Source organism: Bradyrhizobium sp. Pha-3, assembly GCF_042258325.1.
GTDB classification, from domain to species: domain Bacteria; phylum Pseudomonadota; class Alphaproteobacteria; order Rhizobiales; family Xanthobacteraceae; genus Bradyrhizobium; species Bradyrhizobium elkanii.
In genome coordinates, this window is record NZ_CP170151.1 from 4,482,322 (window position 1) to 4,500,532 (window position 18,211).

Annotated in this window: 18 protein-coding genes; 14 read left to right on the forward strand and 4 right to left on the reverse strand. The window is 65.2% G+C overall.

What is annotated here, in order from left to right:
• Positions 1-24: 24 nt before the first annotated feature.
• The 5 genes from ACE10X_RS20805 to ACE10X_RS20825 all read left to right on the forward strand — a co-directional run bounded on the left by ACE10X_RS20805 (position 25) and on the right by ACE10X_RS20825 (position 4,658).
• Entirely contained in the window at positions 25-1,014 is a 990-nt protein-coding gene (locus ACE10X_RS20805; protein ID WP_038386772.1) for an MBL fold metallo-hydrolase, read from the forward strand.
• A gap of 220 nt (positions 1,015-1,234) precedes the next feature.
• Entirely contained in the window at positions 1,235-1,906 is a 672-nt protein-coding gene (locus ACE10X_RS20810) for an FMN-binding negative transcriptional regulator (protein WP_375764520.1), read from the forward strand.
• On the forward strand, positions 1,906-2,952 hold the full coding sequence (gene argC, locus ACE10X_RS20815; protein WP_038386784.1) for an N-acetyl-gamma-glutamyl-phosphate reductase: 1,047 nt from the start codon (positions 1,906-1,908) through the stop codon (positions 2,950-2,952). Before ACE10X_RS20810 ends, argC (ACE10X_RS20815) begins: the two co-directional genes overlap by 1 nt.
• 120 nt (positions 2,953-3,072) lie before the next feature.
• Positions 3,073-4,053, forward strand: coding sequence for an N-acetyl-gamma-glutamyl-phosphate reductase (gene argC / locus ACE10X_RS20820; RefSeq protein WP_038386773.1), 981 nt, complete (start codon positions 3,073-3,075; stop codon positions 4,051-4,053).
• A gap of 14 nt (positions 4,054-4,067) precedes the next feature.
• Positions 4,068-4,658 carry a bifunctional 2-polyprenyl-6-hydroxyphenol methylase/3-demethylubiquinol 3-O-methyltransferase UbiG gene (locus ACE10X_RS20825; protein WP_038386774.1) on the forward strand — a complete coding sequence of 197 codons (591 nt, stop codon included), beginning with the start codon at positions 4,068-4,070 and terminating at the stop codon, positions 4,656-4,658.
• A gap of 50 nt (positions 4,659-4,708) precedes the next feature.
• Here ACE10X_RS20825 and ACE10X_RS20830 read toward each other — a convergent pair whose 3' ends face one another.
• Together ACE10X_RS20830 and ACE10X_RS20835 are read right to left on the reverse strand one after the other, a co-directional pair.
• On the reverse strand, positions 4,709-5,107 hold the full coding sequence (locus ACE10X_RS20830; protein ID WP_038386775.1) for an MAPEG family protein: 399 nt from the start codon (positions 5,105-5,107) through the stop codon (positions 4,709-4,711).
• A gap of 73 nt (positions 5,108-5,180) precedes the next feature.
• Positions 5,181-6,989, reverse strand: a complete 1,809-nt coding sequence (locus ACE10X_RS20835) for an alpha/beta hydrolase (RefSeq protein ID WP_038386776.1) — start codon at positions 6,987-6,989, stop codon at positions 5,181-5,183.
• A gap of 291 nt (positions 6,990-7,280) precedes the next feature.
• Here ACE10X_RS20835 and ACE10X_RS20840 point away from each other — a divergent pair, with 291 nt between their 5' ends.
• The 7 genes from ACE10X_RS20840 to ACE10X_RS20870 all read left to right on the forward strand — a co-directional run bounded on the left by ACE10X_RS20840 (position 7,281) and on the right by ACE10X_RS20870 (position 14,999).
• Complete coding sequence (locus ACE10X_RS20840; protein WP_038386777.1) at positions 7,281-7,556, forward strand: hypothetical protein; 276 nt, start codon at positions 7,281-7,283, stop codon at positions 7,554-7,556.
• A gap of 216 nt (positions 7,557-7,772) precedes the next feature.
• Positions 7,773-8,993 (forward strand): LL-diaminopimelate aminotransferase, encoded by a 1,221-nt coding sequence (locus ACE10X_RS20845; protein WP_016842955.1) that lies wholly within the window; start codon positions 7,773-7,775, stop codon positions 8,991-8,993.
• A gap of 38 nt (positions 8,994-9,031) precedes the next feature.
• Positions 9,032-10,351, forward strand: coding sequence for a homoserine dehydrogenase (locus tag ACE10X_RS20850; RefSeq protein WP_038386778.1), 1,320 nt, complete (start codon positions 9,032-9,034; stop codon positions 10,349-10,351).
• 79 nt (positions 10,352-10,430) lie between these two features.
• Positions 10,431-11,429, forward strand: a complete 999-nt coding sequence (gene glpX / locus ACE10X_RS20855) for a class II fructose-bisphosphatase (RefSeq protein ID WP_028332190.1) — start codon at positions 10,431-10,433, stop codon at positions 11,427-11,429.
• A 116-nt stretch (positions 11,430-11,545) separates the two neighbouring features.
• Positions 11,546-12,265 (forward strand): haloacid dehalogenase type II, encoded by a 720-nt coding sequence (locus tag ACE10X_RS20860; protein ID WP_038386779.1) that lies wholly within the window; start codon positions 11,546-11,548, stop codon positions 12,263-12,265.
• Between the two features lie 55 nt (positions 12,266-12,320).
• Entirely contained in the window at positions 12,321-14,162 is a 1,842-nt protein-coding gene (gene recJ, locus ACE10X_RS20865; RefSeq protein ID WP_038386780.1) for a single-stranded-DNA-specific exonuclease RecJ, read from the forward strand.
• 18 nt (positions 14,163-14,180) lie between these two features.
• Positions 14,181-14,999: an SDR family NAD(P)-dependent oxidoreductase gene (locus ACE10X_RS20870; RefSeq protein WP_304555513.1), complete on the forward strand. Its 819-nt coding sequence runs from the start codon at positions 14,181-14,183 to the stop codon at positions 14,997-14,999.
• Between the two features lie 118 nt (positions 15,000-15,117).
• Here the strand turns inward: ACE10X_RS20870 and ACE10X_RS20875 are convergent, their stop codons facing one another.
• Both ACE10X_RS20875 and ACE10X_RS20880 read right to left on the reverse strand, forming a co-directional pair.
• Positions 15,118-16,353 (reverse strand): lytic murein transglycosylase, encoded by a 1,236-nt coding sequence (locus ACE10X_RS20875; protein WP_304555512.1) that lies wholly within the window; start codon positions 16,351-16,353, stop codon positions 15,118-15,120.
• A 140-nt stretch (positions 16,354-16,493) separates the two neighbouring features.
• Positions 16,494-17,069 (reverse strand): MarR family winged helix-turn-helix transcriptional regulator, encoded by a 576-nt coding sequence (locus ACE10X_RS20880; RefSeq protein WP_304555511.1) that lies wholly within the window; start codon positions 17,067-17,069, stop codon positions 16,494-16,496.
• A gap of 95 nt (positions 17,070-17,164) precedes the next feature.
• On the opposite strand from ACE10X_RS20880, the gene ACE10X_RS20885 reads away from it, so the two are divergent.
• Positions 17,165-17,641, forward strand: coding sequence for a carboxymuconolactone decarboxylase family protein (locus ACE10X_RS20885; protein WP_038386787.1), 477 nt, complete (start codon positions 17,165-17,167; stop codon positions 17,639-17,641).
• A gap of 41 nt (positions 17,642-17,682) precedes the next feature.
• Complete coding sequence (locus tag ACE10X_RS20890; RefSeq protein ID WP_038386788.1) at positions 17,683-18,189, forward strand: cupin domain-containing protein; 507 nt, start codon at positions 17,683-17,685, stop codon at positions 18,187-18,189.
• Positions 18,190-18,211 lie beyond the last annotated feature (22 nt).

Consider the following 18,211-nt stretch of genomic DNA (forward strand, 5'->3'; position numbering starts at 1 on the left):
GCAGCTTCACTGGGAGGACACCACATGGAATTGACACGACGTCACGCTCTCGCCGGCGCTGCCGGCATCGCCGCTGCACCGTTGCTATCAGCCGTTCCCGCGGGTGCCGCAGCGCCCGCGGCCGACAAGCAGGCACCGAGCTTCTATCGCTACAAGGTCGGCGACATCCTCGTCACTGTGGTGTCCGACGGCAAGAATGTCTTCAAGCTGGAAGATTCGTTCATCCCCAATGCGAAGCGGGACGACGTCAACGCGGCGCTGGAGAAGGCGTTCATGCCGCGCGACATGATGACGATCTGGTTCGCACCGCTGGTGCTCAACACCGGCGGCAAGCTGGTGGTGATCGACACCGGCAATGGCGCGCTGGCGAAGGCCAGCACGAAGGGCACCAATGGCCTGTTCGCCGACAATTTCGTCGCCGCCGGCTTCGATCCCAAGAATGTCGACATGGTCGTGATCTCGCACTTCCACGGCGACCACGTGAACGGCCTCTTGACCGCCGAAGGCACGCCGGCATTCCCGAATGCGGAGGTGCTGGTGCCGGCAACCGAGTGGAAGTTCTGGATGGACGACGGCGAGATGAGCCGGGCGCCGGCCGGCCGCATGCAGGGCCTGTTCAAGAACAACCGCAATATCTTCGAGGCCGGCCTGAAGAAGAAGGTCACGCCCTATGAGTGGGGCAAGGAGATCGCGCCGGGCCTGACCTCGGTCGAGACCGTCGGCCACACGCCGGGTCATACCTCCTACGTGCTGGCCTCCGGCTCGGACAAGGTCTTCATCCAGTCCGACGTCACCAACAATCCGAACCTGTTCGCGACCAACCCCGGCTGGCATGCGTTCTTCGACCAGGACGGCGACGTGGCGGAGAAGACCCGCCGCCGCATCTACGACATGGTGGTTGCCGAGCGGCTCCAGGTGCAGGGCTTCCACTATCCGTTCCCGGGCCTCGGCCATGTGGTGAAGGACGGCAGCGGCTATCGCGTCGTGCCGGCACCGTGGAATCCAGCGATCTGAACGGTTTTTCTTGACGTCAAGCGGGCGCGGCCTTATAGCCGCGCCCATGATCAACGCCGCGACCATCATCATTGCCCGCCGCCGCCGCACTATCGCGGTATGGGCGGTCGCTCGCGTTTAAGACCATCGCCTCTGCCGCCGGACCTGATCCCGCGGCGCTCTCCTGAAAAAGACACGCGGTTCGATCTGGCGGCTCCTTCGTCATGCAGGAGCATCAATCATGTATACGCCACCGCCTTTCAAGCCTGACCGCGCCGCGAGCCTTGCCTTCGCGGAAGCGCGCGGTTTTGGCATCGCCTGCGCGTGGGACGGCGGCAAGCCGATCGCCTCCGCGCTTCCGTTCTATCTGACCTATTCCGCTGACGGCACACCGCAGGCGCTGTTTCATGTTGCCCGTCATAATCCGCTGGTAAAGCTGGCGGGCGGGTCACCTTGGCTGCTGGCCGTTACCGGCGCCGACGCCTATGTTTCGCCGGACTGGTACGTGTCACCCGATCAGGTGCCGACCTGGCTCTATCAGGCGGTGCATCTGACCGGGCCGGTGCGGACGTTGTCGGATGACGAGCTTGCCGTTCAGATCGACGCACTGAGCGCAAAGTTCGAGGACCGGCTGCTGCCGAAAAAGCCGTGGGTGTCGGGCAAGATGACCGCCGCGAGGCTGGAAACCATGAAGAAGGCCATCGTGGGCCTCGAGATGATGGTGGAAGAGGTGGAGGGCAGCTTCAAGCTGAACCAGCACAAGTCTGAAATCGATTTCGCAGCGGTCGGCAACACGCTCGCTTTGCAGGCCGAAGCCGGTGCCCGGGACATCGCGGCCTTGATGCGCGAGGTGCGCCCGCAGGCTTTCGCAGCGACACAACCCGAAATGACGACGCTTCAAGGGGGCGCGTGATGACGAAGAAGAAAATCGGCATCTTGGGCGCGTCCGGCTACACCGGCGCCGACGCGGTGCGCCTGTTGGCGCGGCACCCGAATGCCGAAATCACCGCGCTTACCGCTAACACCCATGCCGGCAAGACGATGAGCGAGGTGTTTCCTCACTTCTTCATGCTCGACCTGCCAAAACTCGTGGAATGGGAAAAGGTCGACTGGACGCGGCTCGATGCCGTGTTCTGCGGACTGCCGCACGGGACGACGCAAGAGATCATCGCGGCGGTGCTGAAAGCCAATCCCAGAATCAAGATCCTCGATATGTCCGCGGATTTCCGGCTGCGCAACAAAGACAGCTATGCGCAATGGTACGGCCATGAGCACCGGGCGCTCGAATTGCAGGACGAGGCGGTCTATGGGCTGACTGAACTCTACCGGGAGGAGGTCACGGCCGCGCGGCTGGTAGCCTGTCCCGGCTGCTATCCGACGGCGGTGCTGCTGGCGCTTGTTCCGCTGGCGAAGGCAAAGCTGATTGACGTCGACGACATCATCATCGACGCAAAGTCGGGCGTCACCGGCGCCGGACGCGGACTGAAGCAGAATACGCTGTTCAGCGAGGCCGGCGAAGGGTTGTCGCTCTATTCGATCGGAAGCCATCGACACTCGGCGGAGATTGAGCAGGAGATTGGCGCGGCCGCTGGCTCGGCTGTGACGGTGAACTTCACCCCGCATCTCATTCCGATGGCGCGGGGTGAGTTCTGCACATCCTATGTCAAGCTCAACGGGGCTACGCCGGACGATTTGCGCGCCGAGCTGGAAAGGGCCTACGCCAACGAGCCGTTCGTATATGTGACGAAGAAGGATGTGCTGCCACAGACGCAGAACGTGCGTGGTTCGAATTACGTTCAGATCGGCGTCGTCGCCGACCGGATCAAGAACCGCGCCATCGTGCTCTCGACGCTCGATAATCTTGTGAAGGGTTCGGCCGGACAGGCGATCCAGAACATGAACCTGATGTTCGGCTTGCCCGAAACCACCGGACTGGAGCAGATCGCGCTATTTCCATGAGCGGGGGTTGTTGTCGCTGGCAAGGGGCGCTCAATCTAAGGATAACTGCCTATCCCCGTTGGCGGCGCAGGCGCGGCCAGATGTGTTAAACGAAACGAACGAGCTCGAAAGGAACGTGCCATGACCCTCACCGACACCAACCAACCGAAAACCAAAAGCGGTGCGACCAAGGCGACCGTGTTCGTCGATGGCGCATCCGGCACGACCGGCCTCGGTATCCAGGAGCGGCTGCTCTCGATCGGCGACGTCGCGGTGAAGCACATCGCCGAGGACAAGCGGAAGGACGCCGGTGCCAAGCGCGCGCTGATGGAGGAGGTGGATCTCGTGATCCTCTGCCTGCCTGACGAGGCTGCCAAGGAGACCGTGGCGCTGATCGACACGATGGGCAATGCCGCGCCGAAAGTGCTCGACGCCTCGACGGCCTATCGCGTTGCGCCCGACTGGGCCTATGGTTTCCCCGAGCTCGTGCCCGACCAGGCCGACAAGATCCGTAACGCGAAGAAAGTCTCCAATCCGGGTTGCTATCCGACCGGCGCGATCGCGCTGCTGCGGCCGATCGTCGATGCCGGCCTGCTGCCGGCGGATTATCCGGTCACCGTCAACGCGGTGAGCGGCTATTCGGGCGGCGGCAAGTCGATGATCGCCAGCTTCGAGGACGGCTCCGCGCCGGCCTTCGAGCTCTACGGCCTCGGTTTCGAGCACAAGCACGTGCCGGAGATGCAGCTCTATTCGCATCTGACGCGAAGGCCGATCTTCATCCCGTCGGTCGGCAATTACCGGCAGGGCATGCTGGTCTCGGTGCCGCTGCAACTCGACGCACTGCCGGGCAAGCCTGATGGTGCCGACCTGCAGGCTGTTCTCGCGAAGTGGTACGCCGGCAGCAAATATGTCTCGGTGATGCCGCTGCAGAACGAGGCCGCCAAGGGCGGACGGCTCGAGCCGGAGGCGCTCAACGAGACCAACCAGCTCGAGCTCTATGTGTTCGCCAGCGACAAGCATCACCAGGCGGTGCTGGTCGCGCGGCTCGACAATCTGGGCAAGGGCGCCTCGGGTGCCGCGGTCCAGAACATGCGGCTGATGCTCGGGCTGGCCGACAGCTGACGGCGAAGCGGATCGTGGACGACGCCACGCTGCAATTCTATCGGCGCAATGCCGAGGCCTATGCTGGGTGGGCGAAAGCCCCGTCCACTCGGCTGATCGGCTTTCTGAAGCTGCTGCCGCCTGGCGGCGCGATCCTCGAACTCGGCTGCGGCGCCGGCAATCATGCCGCGGTCATGCTCGCCGAAGGCTTCGTGCTGCGTGCGACCGACGGGTCGCCCGAGATGGCCGAGGTCGCGGCGCGCCGCATCAATCATCCCGTCGAGGCGATGCTGTTCGATGAGCTCGAGGACCGCGAAGCCTATGACGGCGTCTGGGCCAGCGCCTGCCTGCTGCACGTGCCGCGTGACGAATTGGCCGGCATCATCGGCCGCATCCATCGGGCGCTGAAACCCGGTGGCGTTTTCTACGCGAGCTACAAGATCGGCCATGGCGATGGCCGCGACAGTATCGGCCGTTACTACAATTATCCCGCGGCGGACTGGCTCGCCGCGACCTACGCCTCGTCAGGGGCGTGGACGCAAGTCTCGTCCGACACCAGCGAGATCAAGAGCTTCGACGAGGCGCCCGCGACGATGCTGCATATCGTGGTGCGGAAGAGCGGGTAGTTGATGCCGCGCCGGCGCGGCTGTCGCCGCGACCGGCGGGAAGTCGGAGCTCAGACGATCTTGAAGATCGCGAGCGCCAGCACCGCCTGGGCGAGGAAGCCGACCGTGAAGGCCAGGGTGCGGAACACCGGCAGGCCGAGCGTGTACACGATAAGGTGGGCGACGCGGGCCCAGAAATAGACGGCGCAGGCGAGCACGGTCCATTTGGTGGAATAGTCGGCCGCGTTGAGGATCAGGACCAGCGGCGCGAAGATCACGAGGTTCTCGACCGCGTTGTCATGGGCGAACATCAGCCGGTTGGCCCATTCCGCATGCGGCTTGTCGTTGCGCGAGGGGTTGCCCATGGCGCCGGAGAGGCCCCGAACCTGACAGCGGTTGATGATGTAGGGGATCCACAGCAGCCCGGTCAGGATCACCGTCAGCGACAGCCAGAACAGTTCGCGCGTCATCGTCTCCCCCTCACGTGAATTCGATTCCCGAGCGTCGGGACCGTCTGTTTATAGCTGAGCGGGAGACTTGGCGCTACGCGCGGACGCGGACATAGCTGCCCGGAGCGTCCTCGAGCACCTGCGTGCCGTTGGAGCCGACCATGCGCGCCGGGACCGTCTCCGGATCATGGCTTTCCAGCCAGCCGCGCCAGTCGGGCCACCACGAGCCCTTGTGCTCCTCGGCGCCATTCAGCCAGTCGGCGAGCTTCATGTCCTTGATGTTGTCGTTGGTCCAGTACTGGTACTTCTTCGACGCGGGCGGGTTGACCACGCCGGCGATATGGCCGGAGCCGGACAGCACATATCTCACCGGGCCGCCGAAGAACTGCGAACCGTAGAGCACCGATTCGGCCGGCGCGATGTGATCCTCGCGGGCGGCGAGGTTGTAGACCGGCACCTTCACCTTCGACAGATCGAGCAGCGTGTTGTCCAGCACCATGGTGCCGGTCGACAGCCGGTTCTCCAGATAGCAGTTGCGCAGGTAGTAGGAGTGGTTCGACGACGGCATCCGCGTCGCATCCGAATTCCAGTGCAGCAGGTCGAACGAGGAGGGCGTCTGGCCCTTCAGATAATTGTTCACGACATACGACCATATCAGGTCGTTGGAGCGCAGCATGTTGAAGGCCATCGCCATCTTGCTGCCCTCGAGCACGCCGGATTCCTGCATGTCGCGTTCGAGCGCCGAGATCTGGTCCTCGTCGACGAACACCAGGAGATCGCCTGCATGGGTGAAGTCGACCTGCGCGGCAAAGAACGTCGCCGACGTCACACGCTGGCGGCGCTTCTCGGCGAGATAGGCGAGCGTCGAGGCGAGCAGGGTGCCGCCGACGCAATAGCCGGCGGTATGCACCTTCATCTCGCCGGTGACCTTCTCGATGACGTCCATCGCCGTCAGCGGGCCTTCGGTCATGTAGTCGGCCCAGGTCTTCTTGCCGAGCTCCTTGTCCGGATTGACCCAGGAGATCACGAACACCGTGATGCCCTGGTCGACGCACCATTTGATGTAGGATTTCTCGGGGCGCAGATCGAGGATGTAGAACTTGTTGATCCAGGGCGGCACGATCAAAAGCGGCGTGCGCAGCACGTTCTCGGTCGCCGGCGAATACTGGATCAGCTGCATCAGCTCGTTCTGGAAGATCACCTTGCCCGGCGTCGTCGCCATGTTGACGCCGACCTCGAGATTGCTCGAGTCGGACTGGCGGATCCGCAGCGTGCCGTGGCCGGCCTCGATATCCTCGGCCAGCATCTTCATGCCGCGCACCAGATTGTCGCCATTGGTCTCGACGGTGGCGCGCAGCACCTCCGGATTGGTCAGCACGAAGTTCGACGGCGCCAGCGCGTTGCTGATCTGCTGGACGTAGAATTCGGCTTTCTTGCGCGTGTGGGGATCGATCCCGTCGGCGTCATGGACCAGCTGCTGCGCCCATTTTGAGGTCAGCAGATAGAGCTGCAGGATGAAGTCGAAGAACTGGTTCGACTTCCATTCCGGATCCTGGAAGCGCTTGTCGCGCGGGGCCGGGGCGATCGCCGGCTTGGCATCGGCCTCGCCGGCCATGCGGCGCACCGCCGAGCCCCAGAGATCGAGGTAGTCTTTGCCGAGCTGCATCTGCAGCGACGAGGCGCGCTCCTTGTCGGACAGCCAGTATTCGGCGATCACGCTGAAGGTCTTGATGACCTCACCGAGCTCATTCGGCGGCTTGTCGCGGACTTCTCCCGTCTGGCGCGGCTTGAGATAGGCTGCCAGCGCCTGGCCGCTGCTCTCCATCGCCCGCGCGATGTTCATCGCGAAGGCTTCGGCGTTGAATTTCGGGGTGGTCTGGGTGTCGGTACTAACGTTGCTCATCTGAGGTACAATATCGCGTCGTTTGGAGGGCGTCATCGCGCGGTGCGGCAACGCAAATCAGTCAAAATCCAGCATTTCGCTCTGTTGCGGTGCGAGAAAAAATCTTTGTTCCGTCATATTGAAGCCTCAGGGGTCGCTTTTGGTGTTCCCGCTTTAAGCGTTTCGGGCGACAATGGTTTGAAACGCTAAAGTCGAAATTAACGCAGCGGGGACGCTGCAAGGCTCGTACCAGTGCGACCCGTGTCGGCAACGTGCGACGTGCGCGCTAGCTTGTTGGGGACAATTCGGCGCATGCCGATCGATCGAATGAACAGGGGGCTCGCGGCCGCAGTGCTGCTCGCGTCGTTTGTGGCGCTGAGCGGGTGCTCGAGCACGATCGCCGATATGACGATGCCAGCCGATGCGCCGGCGCGGGAGAAGGACGCCGGCGGCTACCTGCCGGTCCATGATCTTCCGCCCGACCGCGCCGATCCGACGATCAAGCCGGCGGACCAGGCCAAGATCGAGCAGGAGCTGATTGCCGCGCGCGCGCGCCAGGCCTCGACGGCCGCCCAAAGCGGCAAGTAGCGCCCGACAAACGGCCGATCAGCGCTGGCGCCGCCCGGTGTCCGTGCTAAAAGAAACCCAATTCAACCGCAGATCCGGCCGCAGCCCCCAGATCGTGCGCCTGAATTCGCTCTAAGTCATTGATTCAGTGCGATTTCTGTCAGAGGCCGAGCCGGCTTCCGCAAACTGGACCAAGGGGGTCGATTCTGGCATCGCGGTTGTCGGAGCAAGGGTCCCATGGAAGATTTTTACCGCATTCGCCGTCTGCCGCCTTACGTCTTTGAGAAGGTCAACCAGGCAAAGGCGGCCGCGCGCAACGCCGGGGCCGACATCATCGACATGGGCATGGGGAACCCGGACCTGCCGACGCCGCCGCATGTGATCGAGAAGCTCAAGGAGACGCTGGGCAAGCCGCGGACCGACCGCTACTCGGCCTCGCGCGGCATCAACGGCCTCCGCAAGGCCCAGGCGGCCTATTATGCGCGCCGCTTCGGCGTCAAGCTCAACCCCGACACCCAGGTGGTTGCGACGCTCGGCTCGAAGGAGGGGTTTGCCAACGTCGCGCAGGCGATCACGGCGCCCGGCGACGTCGTGCTGTGCCCCAATCCGAGCTACCCGATTCATGCGTTCGGCTTCCTGATGGCGGGCGGCGTCATCCGCTCGGTGCCCTCGGAGCCGACGCCGCAGTTCTTCGAGGCGGTCGAGCGGGCGATCATCCATTCGATCCCGAAGCCGATCGCGCTGATCGTCTGCTATCCGTCGAACCCGACCGCCTATGTCGCGGACCTCGACTTCTACAAGGACCTCGTCGCGTTCGCGAAGAAGCACGACATCTTCATCCTGTCCGATCTCGCCTACGCCGAGGTGTATTTCGACGAGAACAATCCGCCGCCATCCGTGCTGCAGGTGCCCGGTGCGATCGACGTCACCGTCGAGTTCACCTCGATGTCGAAGACGTTCTCGATGGCCGGCTGGCGCATGGGCTTTGCGGTCGGCAATGAGCGGATCATCGCGGCGCTGGCGCGGGTCAAATCCTATCTCGATTACGGCGCGTTCACGCCGGTCCAGGTGGCGGCGACCGCGGCGCTGAACGGTCCCGACGACTGCATCCGCGAGATGCGCGACACCTACCGCAAGCGCCGCGATGCGCTGGTCGAGTCATTTGGCCGCGCCGGCTGGGACATTCCGCCGCCGCAGGCCTCGATGTTCGCCTGGGCGCCGCTGCCCAAGGCGTTCGAGGCGGTCGGCAGCATGCAGTTCGCGACCCTGATGGTGGAGAAATCCGGCGTCGTGGTGTCGCCCGGCGTGGCGTTTGGCGAGCATGGCGAGGGCTATGTCCGCATCGCGATGGTGGAGAACGAGCAGCGCATCCGGCAGGCCGCGCGCGGCGTGCGCCGCTTCCTTGAAAGCGGCATCGAAACGTTGCACAACGTCGTTCCTCTCGCCAACCGACGCTAATCCTTCCAGGTTGCTTAATCTCCAGGTCCCTTAAATCCATGGTCGCACCCCTGAACGTGGGCATAGCGGGGCTCGGCACCGTCGGTGCCGATGTCGTCCGCCTCATCGAAACGCAAGGACGGGCGCTGGCCGAGCGCAGCGGCCGCGGCGTTCGCGTCGTCGCGGTCACGGCGCGCTCGAAAGCCAAGAAGCGCGGCCTCGACCTGCGCGGCATCGCTTGGGCGAAGAGCCCTGAGGCCCTCGCCGGAGATCCCAATATCGACTGCTTCGTCGAATTGATGGGCGGCGCCGGCGATCCCGCGCTGTCCGCGATCGAGACCGCGCTGAAAGCCGGCAAGTCGGTCGTCACCGCCAACAAGGCGCTGATCGCCAAGCATGGACTGCGTCTCGCCGCGGCTGCCGAGAAGCACGGCGGCGCGCTGAATTTCGAGGCGGCGGTCGGTGCGGCGATCCCGGTCATCAAGACGCTGCGCGAGGGCCTCGCGGGCACCAGCGTCAACCGCGTCTACGGCATCCTCAACGGCACCTGCAATTACATCCTGACCCGGATGGAGCAGGAGGGCCTATCGTTCGAGGAGTGTCTGAAGGACGCCCAGCGTCTCGGCTATGCCGAAGCCAACCCGTCGTTCGACGTCGATGGTCACGACACCGCGCAGAAGCTCGCAATCCTGGCGAGCCTCGCCTTCGGAACCAAGGTCGCGGAAAGCGCGGTTTATGTCGAAGGCATCTCCTCGATCACGCCGGAAGACCTCAAGGCCGCCGCGGAACTCGGTTACCGCGTCAAGCTGCTCGGCGTCGCGGTCCGCACGGCAAAGGGCATTGAGCAGCGCGTGCATCCGACCATGGTGCCGAAATCATCCTCGATTGCGCAGGTGATGGGCGTCACCAATGCGGTCGCGATCGACGGCGAGGGGATTCCGCCGATCACGCTGGTGGGACCCGGCGCCGGCGGCGGCGCGACGGCTTCGGCCGTGGTCGCCGACATCGCCGACGTCGCCCGCGGCATCCGTGCCAAGCCGTTCGGCCGCCCGGTGGAGCGGTTGCGCGACACCACCAAGGCGCCGATGGAACGCCATGAGGGTGGCTATTATATCCGCCTGATGGCGCGCGATCTTGCAGGCACTGCCGCAACAATCGCCACCCGGCTGGCGGAACAGAAGATATCTCTGGAATCCATCGTGCAACGGCACCCCGATGGCGTCGATGTGAACGGTGCGGCCAAAAAACCTTCACCGGTCCCGGTCATTCTGATTACCTATGCGACCAGCGAGGATGCCGTGCATCGCGCGCTGGCTGCAGTGCAGCGCGATAAGGTCATCAGCGGCCGGCCGCAGGTGATCCGGATCGAGAAAAACTAGCGCATGGCCTGAACGGGTCGGGCGTGAGACGATTGATGCGGGCAGGCTGGCCTGTCCCCGAGGCTTAAGGAGTACGCCGATGTCGACCCATATTTCCGTTCCGCCGCAGATGCTGCTCGAGCGCATCCTGACGCTCGAAATCGTGCGCGTGACGGAGCGCGCGGCGGTGTCGGCCGCGCGGCTGCGCGGCCACGGCCAGGAGAAGGCCGCCGACAAGGCCGCGGTCGACGCGATGCGGCGCGAGCTCAACAAGCTGCCGATCGAGGGGACCATCGTGATCGGCGAGGGCGAGCGCGACGAGGCGCCGATGCTGTTCATCGGCGAGAAGGTCGGCCTCAACGCCGGTCCCAAGGTCGACATCGCGGTCGACCCGCTCGAAGGCACCACGCTGTGCGCCAAGAACATGCCGGGCTCGATCGCCACGATGGCGATGGCCGATGGCGGCACGCTGCTGCACGCGCCCGACGTCTACATGCAGAAGATCGCGATCGGTCCGGGTTACGCCAAGAATGTGATCGAGCTCGACGCGCCGCCGGCCGACAACGTCCGCCGGCTCGCCAAGGCCAAGGGCGTCGACCCCAGCGCGATCAACGTGCTGGTGCTCGACCGTCCGCGCCATGCCGACATCATCAATAGCGTGCGTTCGACCGGCGCTGCCGTGCAGCTGATCACCGACGGCGACGTCGCCGGCGTCATTCACTGTGCCAAGCCCGATGAGACCGGCGTCGACATGTATATCGGCACCGGCGGCGCGCCCGAGGGCGTGCTCGCGGCGGTGGCGCTGCGCTGCATCGGCGGCCAGATGCAGTGCCGCCTGATCCTCGACACCGAGGAAAAGCGCGAGCGCGCCCACAAGATGGGCGTCACCGATCCGAAGATGATCTACGGCATCGAAGACATGGCCAAGGGCGACTGCCTGTTCGCCGCCACCGGCGTCACCACCGGCTCGCTGCTGACCGGCGTGAAGTTCAAGAAGGACGTGATCGAGACCGAGACCGTCGTGATGCGCTCGGTCACCGGCACCGTGCGCTACATCAAGGCCGAGCATCGGCAGCTCGAGAAATTCCACCTCGACTAAGACATGCGGTCGTTCCAGGGGCGTCCTTCGGACGCCCCTGGAACTCGAGATTCCGGGTTCGCGCTCACGCGCGCCCGGGAATGACAAGCCAACAAGAACAACAATGGGAGACGCGCATGTCCGATCTGTCCGGAGTCAAGGCGCTGGTATTCGACGTGTTCGGGACCGTGGTCGACTGGCGCACCAGCCTGATCAACGACTTCACCAAATGGGGCGAGACGCGCGGTATCAAGGCCGATTGGACCGCGCTGGTCGATGGCTGGCGCGCAGTCTATGCGGCCTCGATGGACGAGGTGCGCAAGAACCCGCAGAACGGCTACGTCATCCTGGACGTATTGCACCGCCGCTCGCTGGAAAAACTCGTCGCGCAATTCGACATCAAGGGGCTGACCGAGGCCGACCTGCAACATCTGACGCTGGGCTGGCATCGCCTGCACGCGTGGCCCGACAGCGTCGCCGGTCTGACCCGGCTGAAGACCAAATACATCATCTCGCCGCTCTCCAACGGCAACGTCGCGCTGCTCACCAACATGGCGAAGTTCGCAGGGCTGCCCTGGGACCTCGTGATGTCGGCCGAGCTGTTCGAGCACTACAAGCCCGATCCGGAAACTTATCTCGGCGCCGCGAAGCTGCTCTGCCTGCCGCCGGAGCAGGTGATGATGGTCGCCGCGCACAACTACGACCTGAAGCACGCGCAGAAGCTCGGCCTGAAGACCGCCTTCGTGGCGCGTCCGACCGAGTACGGCCCGCTGCAAAAGGTCGATTTCGAGGCCACCGGCGAGTGGGACATCGTGGCCAAGGATTTCGGGGAAATCGCCGGCCGGATGGGCTGCTAGAACTGGTCCACAAATCATCGAAGCGTTACGATTCCTGCCTGATTGGAAAAGGATCATGACGCTGCACGCATCCGCACTGCCCGTTGAGGCGCCACAGGCGTTCCTCGGCGTGACGCGGTCGCTGACCGGAAAACTCTGGCGCGACCGGCTGGATGCGCGCGGGGCGGCGCGGGCGCTCGCGATCGTGCAGCGTCACAACCTGCCGGAAATGCTGGCGCGGGTTCTGGCGGGGCGCGATGTCGGGATCGACGAGGTCGCCGACTTCCTCGATCCGACCATCCGCAAGCTGATGCCGGATCCCCATACGGTCACCGAGATGGAGCACGCAGCCAAGCGCATTGCGGATGCCGCGGTGCGCGGCGAGAAGGTTGCGATCTTCGGCGACTATGACGTCGACGGTGCGACCTCGGCCGCGCTCTTGACCTGGCATCTGCGCCATTGCGGGCTGGACCCGCTGATCCACATTCCCGACCGTATTTTCGAAGGCTACGGGCCGAACGTCGACGCTGTGCGTGCGCTGGCGGCGAAGGGCGCGACGCTGCTCGTCACGGTCGATTGCGGCACCACCAGCATCGAGCCGCTGGCGGAAGCCAGGAAGCTCGGGATGTCGGTCGTCGTGATCGATCATCACCAGACCGGCGATGTGTTGCCCGAGGTCGACGCACTGGTGAATCCGAACCGGCCCGACGATCTCTCGGGGCTCGGCCATCTCGCAGCCGTCGGCCTCGTGCTGGTGACCTTGGTCGCGGTAAATCGCGAGCTGCGCCAGCGCGGCTTCTGGACCGGCGAGATGCCGGAGCCGGACCTGCTCAGCGTGCTGCATCACGTCGCGCTCGGCACCGTGGCCGACGTCGCGCCGCTGATCGGGCTCAACCGGGCCTTCGTTGCCAAGGGCCTGATCGCGATGCGCCGCCGCGACCATGTCGGCCACACCGCGCTGATGGATGTCGCGCGCCTCAACGGCCCGCCGGAGGCCTGGCATCTCGGCTTCATGCTGGGACCGCGCATCAATGCCGGCGGGCGTATCGGGCGCGCCGATCTCGGCGTGCGGTTGTTGCTCGAAGGCGACGTCTCCGAAGCTGCGCGGATCGCAGCCGAACTCGATCGCCTCAATGCCGAACGGCGCGTGATCGAGCAGGCGGCCGAGGCACAGGCCGAAGCCGAGGCGCTGGCTTCGCTCGGGCTCGAGGACAAGGGCGCTGTCATCGTCACCGCGGCGGAAGGCTGGCATCCCGGCGTGGTCGGGCTGGTCGCGGCGCGGCTGAAGGAGAAGTTCGCGCGTCCCGCGTTTGCGATCGCGCTGGAGCCCGGCGGCATCGGCACTGGATCGGGCCGCTCGATCGGTGGCGTCGATCTCGGCAAAGCGGTGCGGCAGGCGGTGCATGACGGCCTCCTGATGAAGGGCGGCGGCCACGCGATGGCGGCCGGCGTCACGCTGCGCAAGGAGAAGCTCGCCGAATTCCGCGCCTACATGGAGAGCGCGCTGGCGGCCGACGTCGCCAACTCGCGTCATGAGAACGAGCTGTTCATCGACGGCGCCGTGACCGCGCGCGCGGTGACGGCGGAATTCGCCGCGACGCTCAATCGCGCGGGCCCGTTCGGCAGTGCCAATCCGGAGCCGGTGATCGCGCTGCCGTCGCATCAGCTGGTCTATGCCGACGAGGTCGGGCAGGCGCATCTGCGGCTGCGCTTCAAGTCCGGCGACGGCTCCATCGTCAACGGTATCGCGTTCCGTTCCGTCGGACAGAAGCTCGGCAGCGCCTTGACGCAAAATCGCGGCCAGCAATTGCACGTGGCGGGCTCTCTTGCGGTCGACCGTTGGCAAGGCACCGAACGTGTGCAATTCCGTGTCCTCGACGTCGCGGTGCCGGATCAGGGCCCGACGGTGATCCGATAGGAAACGTTGGGAGAGGACATGTCAGGACAGGTTGAAGGCAAGGTCGCACTGGTGACCGGCGGCGCATCGGGTATTGGCGAGGCCATCGTCGAATTGTTCGCGCAGGAAGGCGCGACGGTTGTTGCGACCGATATCGACGAGTTGAGGGGACCCGAGCTCGCAGCGCGGCTGAAGAAGGCCGGTCGCGAGGTGGTGTTCCTGCCGCAGGACGTCACCAGCGAGGAGCGCTGGATCGAGGTCATCGCTGACATCGGCAAGCGCTACGGCCGCCTGGACATCATGGTCTCGAATGCCGGCATCGGCATCGGGGCGCCTTCGATCGTCGAGATGTCGCTCACCGACTGGCGGCGGCAGACCGCGATCAATATCGACGGCGTGTTCCTGTCGGTGAAGCACTCCCTGCCGCTGATGCGCAAGCATGGCGGCGGCTCCATCATCGTGATGTCGTCGCTGGCCGGCCTGCGTGGCGCGGCGACGCTCTCCGGCTACAGCGCCACCAAGGGCGCGGTGCGGCTGTTCGCCAAGTCGATCGCGATGGAGTGCGCGCAGGTAAACGACGGCATCCGCGTCAACTCGGTGCACCCCGGCATCATCGACACGCCGATCTGGGGCAAGATCCCGACCGGCGCGACCGGCGCCGGCCAGAACGCGCCGATCGATCCGGAGGAGCGCGCGAGATTCGCGACGCCCCTCGGCCGCGCCGGCCAGGCGATCGAGATCGCGCAAGGTGTGCTCTATCTCGCTTCCGACGCGTCACGTTACGTCACGGGCAGCGAGCTCGTGATCGACGGCGGCATGAACGCCGGCGGCGTCGTGCGGCAGCCTCCGAGCGGCTAGCCGCGAACTGTCGTAGCCCGCATGAGCGGAGCGATATGCGGGAACGCGTCCCTGGGTATCGCTTGCGCTCACCCGGGCTACGCAGATCGCTGTCGCTCCTCGCAATGACGTTGGCGGCCTACCCGCCTTGGCGTAACCGCGCCAGCACCTTGAGCCCGCCGTAACCGTCGGCGGGCAACAGGCCCGTCCTGATCTGAAAATCCTTGATCGCCTTCATGGTGTCGTTGCCGACGCGGCCGTCGGTGCCGCCGGTGTCGAAGCCGGCCTTGGTCAGCCGCGTTTGCATCTCCTGCACTTCGGCGAGTGTCAGCGCGCGCTCCGAGCCCGGGAAGGGCTGGATGAAGGGCGGCCCGCCGAGGCAGCGATCGCCGAGATGGCAGATCGCCAGCGCGTAGTTCATCGACGGGTTGTAGCTCTTCACCGAATTGAAGTTCGGACCGAGCAGGAAGGCCGGACCACCCGCGACCGGGATCCACAATTGCGCTGACGCATTTGGCTGCGGAAACGGCTGGCCGTCGGCGCGCGTCACGCCGGCGCTGGCCCAGGCCGCATAGGTGCGGCTGCCGCTGGCGCCGCCGCCGGGCGCGCGGACCTCGTAGCCCCAATGCTCGCCGCGGTGCCACTTGCCGCGATTGACGAGATATTTCGCGGTCGAGCCCAGCGCGTCGTCGGGCCGGCCGAACGGCGAGACCTTGCCGTCGCCGTCATAATCGAAGCCGACATTGAGCCAGACTTCCGGCATCCACTGCGAATGCCCCATCGCGCCGGCCCAGGAGCCGTTCATCTCCTGAGGCGTGCTCCAGCCGCGCTGCACGATCTTCATCGCGTTGATCAGTTCGGTCTCCCAATAGGCCTTGCGGCGCGGCTCGTTCCAGGCGAGCGCCGCCAGCGAGGGAAACACCGGCGTCATGTGGTTCTGCTGCACCAGCGGATCGCCATAGGCTGACTCGACGCCCCACAGCGCGAGCAGCGTGCCGCGCTCGACACCGAAGTCGCGCTCGATCCGGCCGAACAGCGCCTCGTTCTTCTTCAGTGCCTCCCGGCCGTGAATGATCCGCCAGTCGGAGACACGGCGATTGATGTACTGCCAGATCTGCTCGTGGAATTCAGGCTGGTTGCGCATCTGCCTGAACACGCTCATGTCGGGTTCGACCCGCCCCATGCAGCGATTCCACGTTGCCTCCGAGATGCCTTTTGCCAGCGCGCGGGCGCGAAAATTGTCGCGCCACTGGTCGAAGCCGGGAGGGGCGGCCGCCAGCGCGCCGATTGGATTGACGAGCACCACGCCGGCCGCGAGCCCGGCCTTCAGGACGGCGCGGCGGGCAGGGGATTTCGGAGAATCAGGCTGTTTCATCGGGCCAGTGTAGCGGCGCCGATCGGGTGAGCCAAAAGCCACACCGCCGCAGGAGCCATTGTTTTGAGCATGACCTCCGCGCAAACGCGTTCCGCGTTTGTCGCGAGGGAAAACCGGTTCCCACTTTTCCGGGTCATGCTCTAGCTATCCTGCAAATCTAGGGCGATTTTTGACAGCCACCGGCGCACCACCTGTTCCGACCTGGCGTCGAGACTGGCGGCGAGCCGGCGTTCCTGGGCCTGGGCGATCTGCCGGCATTTCTCCAGCAGCGCGGTTCCATGGCCGGTCAGGGTCCATTGCAGCACGCGGCCATGGACGGGGTGCGGCGTCTTGCCGATTGCGCCGTCGCGCTCGAGGTTGCGGATGATCACGCTCACGGTCTGCGGCGTCAGCAGCGCGACGCGAGCCAGATCGGCGCCCGAGAGCCCCGGATAGGCTTTCAGCATCGTCAGCACGACGAATTGCGGCGAGGTGACGCCGAGCCGTCCCAGTTGGCGCTCCATCGACAGCCGCGAGGCCGCGTGGGCCTGGCGCAGCAGATAGGCGAGATAGCCCTGCTCGCCGCGCTTGCCTTCGCCCGGCGCCGGAACGGAGGGGGCGAGCAGGACGTCGCCTGCGGTCGATGCCGCATTCGCTGCGGCCCTTCGGCCGGCGGCTTTTCCGACCGGACGCCGCTCGGCGGTGCCGGATTTGCCTCGTTTCTGCATTGCCGCCATGTCGCCTGCTGTCGCCTTCGCCGATGCCCGCATCTTGCCGATGATATCAGAGCTCTGATAATATCTCAGTACACTGATAACATGAGGCCAGGCCAATGTCACATGCCCGCAAGGAATACACCGACTTCGAGAAGCTCGCGCCCGACGTCTTCGCCGCGGTGCGCGCGCTCGGCCAGTTCGCGGCGAAGGCCGGCCTCGACAAGCAGCTGCTCGAACTGGTCAAGCTGCGCGCCTCGCAGATCAACGGCTGCGCCTTCTGCGTGCAGTATCACATCCTGCAGGGCGAGAGCCTCGGCGTGTCCGCCGACAAGCTGAACCTCGTCGTGGTGTGGCGCGAGGCGCCGCAGTTCACGCCGCGCGAGCGCGCCGCGCTGGCCTGGACCGAAGCGTTGACCACCTTGCCGAACGGCGTCAGCGACGAGGTCTATGCGCAGGCCACCGCCGAATTCTCCGAGCAGGAGCTGACTTACCTGACCTCGGCGATCGCTTCGATCAACGTCTGGAACCGGTTCGGCGCGGCCTATCGCTGGACGCCGCCGCCGCGCCGGCAGCGTGCGGACGCGGCTTCGTAACGTCGAGACGGATCAAACGGCAACCGACAGGGAGAAAAACAATGACCTCGATGGCAATGACTCCATCTGTTCCATTCGCGCGGCCGCCGCGGCCGGTCGCGCTGGCCGTGATCGCGGGGCTGGCCTCCGCGTTCGTGATCGGCAAGGCACTGCCGACCCCGATGGACGCGATCTCCTCCGTCATCGCGCCGCTGTGCGCCAGCGCCAATGCGGCGTCGCCGCTCGACAAGGTCGAGGTCATCAGCTCGCATGCGCTGCCCAATGTGGCGGGAAAGCGCGTCACGGTGGTGCGCGTGTTCTATGGTCCCGGCGGCTTCACGCCGCCGCACCGCCATTCCGGTTCGGTGACGGCCTACATCACCAAGGGAGAAATCCGCTCCCAGCTCGGCGGCGGGCCGGTCGAAACCTTCAAGGTCGGCCAGTCCTTCTTCGAGCCGCCGGGTTCGACCCACATGGTTTCGGCCAATGCGAGCACCACGGAGCCGGCGGAGCTGATCGCGGTGTTTGTGGCTGACGAGGGCGCGCAGCTGACCACGATGCTCGAATAACGACCGGCGGGAAGCACTGGAC

What these genes read in the sequence shown, in the direction of transcription:
- recJ (WP_038386780.1), top strand. Translation starts at nt 12,321, where the DNA reads ATGACGCTGCACGCATCCGCACTGCCCGTTGAGGCGCCACAGGCGTTC.
- ACE10X_RS20805 (WP_038386772.1), top strand. Translation starts at nt 25, where the DNA reads ATGGAATTGACACGACGTCACGCTCTCGCCGGCGCTGCCGGCATCGCC.
- ACE10X_RS20880 (WP_304555511.1), bottom strand. Translation starts at nt 17,069, where the DNA reads ATGGCGGCAATGCAGAAACGAGGCAAATCCGGCACCGCCGAGCGGCGT.
- ACE10X_RS20875 (WP_304555512.1), bottom strand. Translation starts at nt 16,353, where the DNA reads ATGAAACAGCCTGATTCTCCGAAATCCCCTGCCCGCCGCGCCGTCCTG.
- argC (WP_038386773.1), top strand. Translation starts at nt 3,073, where the DNA reads ATGACCCTCACCGACACCAACCAACCGAAAACCAAAAGCGGTGCGACC.
- glpX (WP_028332190.1), top strand. Translation starts at nt 10,431, where the DNA reads ATGTCGACCCATATTTCCGTTCCGCCGCAGATGCTGCTCGAGCGCATC.
- ACE10X_RS20890 (WP_038386788.1), top strand. Translation starts at nt 17,683, where the DNA reads ATGACCTCGATGGCAATGACTCCATCTGTTCCATTCGCGCGGCCGCCG.
- ACE10X_RS20885 (WP_038386787.1), top strand. Translation starts at nt 17,165, where the DNA reads ATGTCACATGCCCGCAAGGAATACACCGACTTCGAGAAGCTCGCGCCC.
- ACE10X_RS20840 (WP_038386777.1), top strand. Translation starts at nt 7,281, where the DNA reads ATGCCGATCGATCGAATGAACAGGGGGCTCGCGGCCGCAGTGCTGCTC.
- ACE10X_RS20860 (WP_038386779.1), top strand. Translation starts at nt 11,546, where the DNA reads ATGTCCGATCTGTCCGGAGTCAAGGCGCTGGTATTCGACGTGTTCGGG.
- ACE10X_RS20845 (WP_016842955.1), top strand. Translation starts at nt 7,773, where the DNA reads ATGGAAGATTTTTACCGCATTCGCCGTCTGCCGCCTTACGTCTTTGAG.
- ACE10X_RS20850 (WP_038386778.1), top strand. Translation starts at nt 9,032, where the DNA reads ATGGTCGCACCCCTGAACGTGGGCATAGCGGGGCTCGGCACCGTCGGT.
- ACE10X_RS20870 (WP_304555513.1), top strand. Translation starts at nt 14,181, where the DNA reads ATGTCAGGACAGGTTGAAGGCAAGGTCGCACTGGTGACCGGCGGCGCA.
- ACE10X_RS20835 (WP_038386776.1), bottom strand. Translation starts at nt 6,989, where the DNA reads ATGAGCAACGTTAGTACCGACACCCAGACCACCCCGAAATTCAACGCC.
- argC (WP_038386784.1), top strand. Translation starts at nt 1,906, where the DNA reads ATGACGAAGAAGAAAATCGGCATCTTGGGCGCGTCCGGCTACACCGGC.
- ACE10X_RS20830 (WP_038386775.1), bottom strand. Translation starts at nt 5,107, where the DNA reads ATGACGCGCGAACTGTTCTGGCTGTCGCTGACGGTGATCCTGACCGGG.
- ACE10X_RS20810 (WP_375764520.1), top strand. Translation starts at nt 1,235, where the DNA reads ATGTATACGCCACCGCCTTTCAAGCCTGACCGCGCCGCGAGCCTTGCC.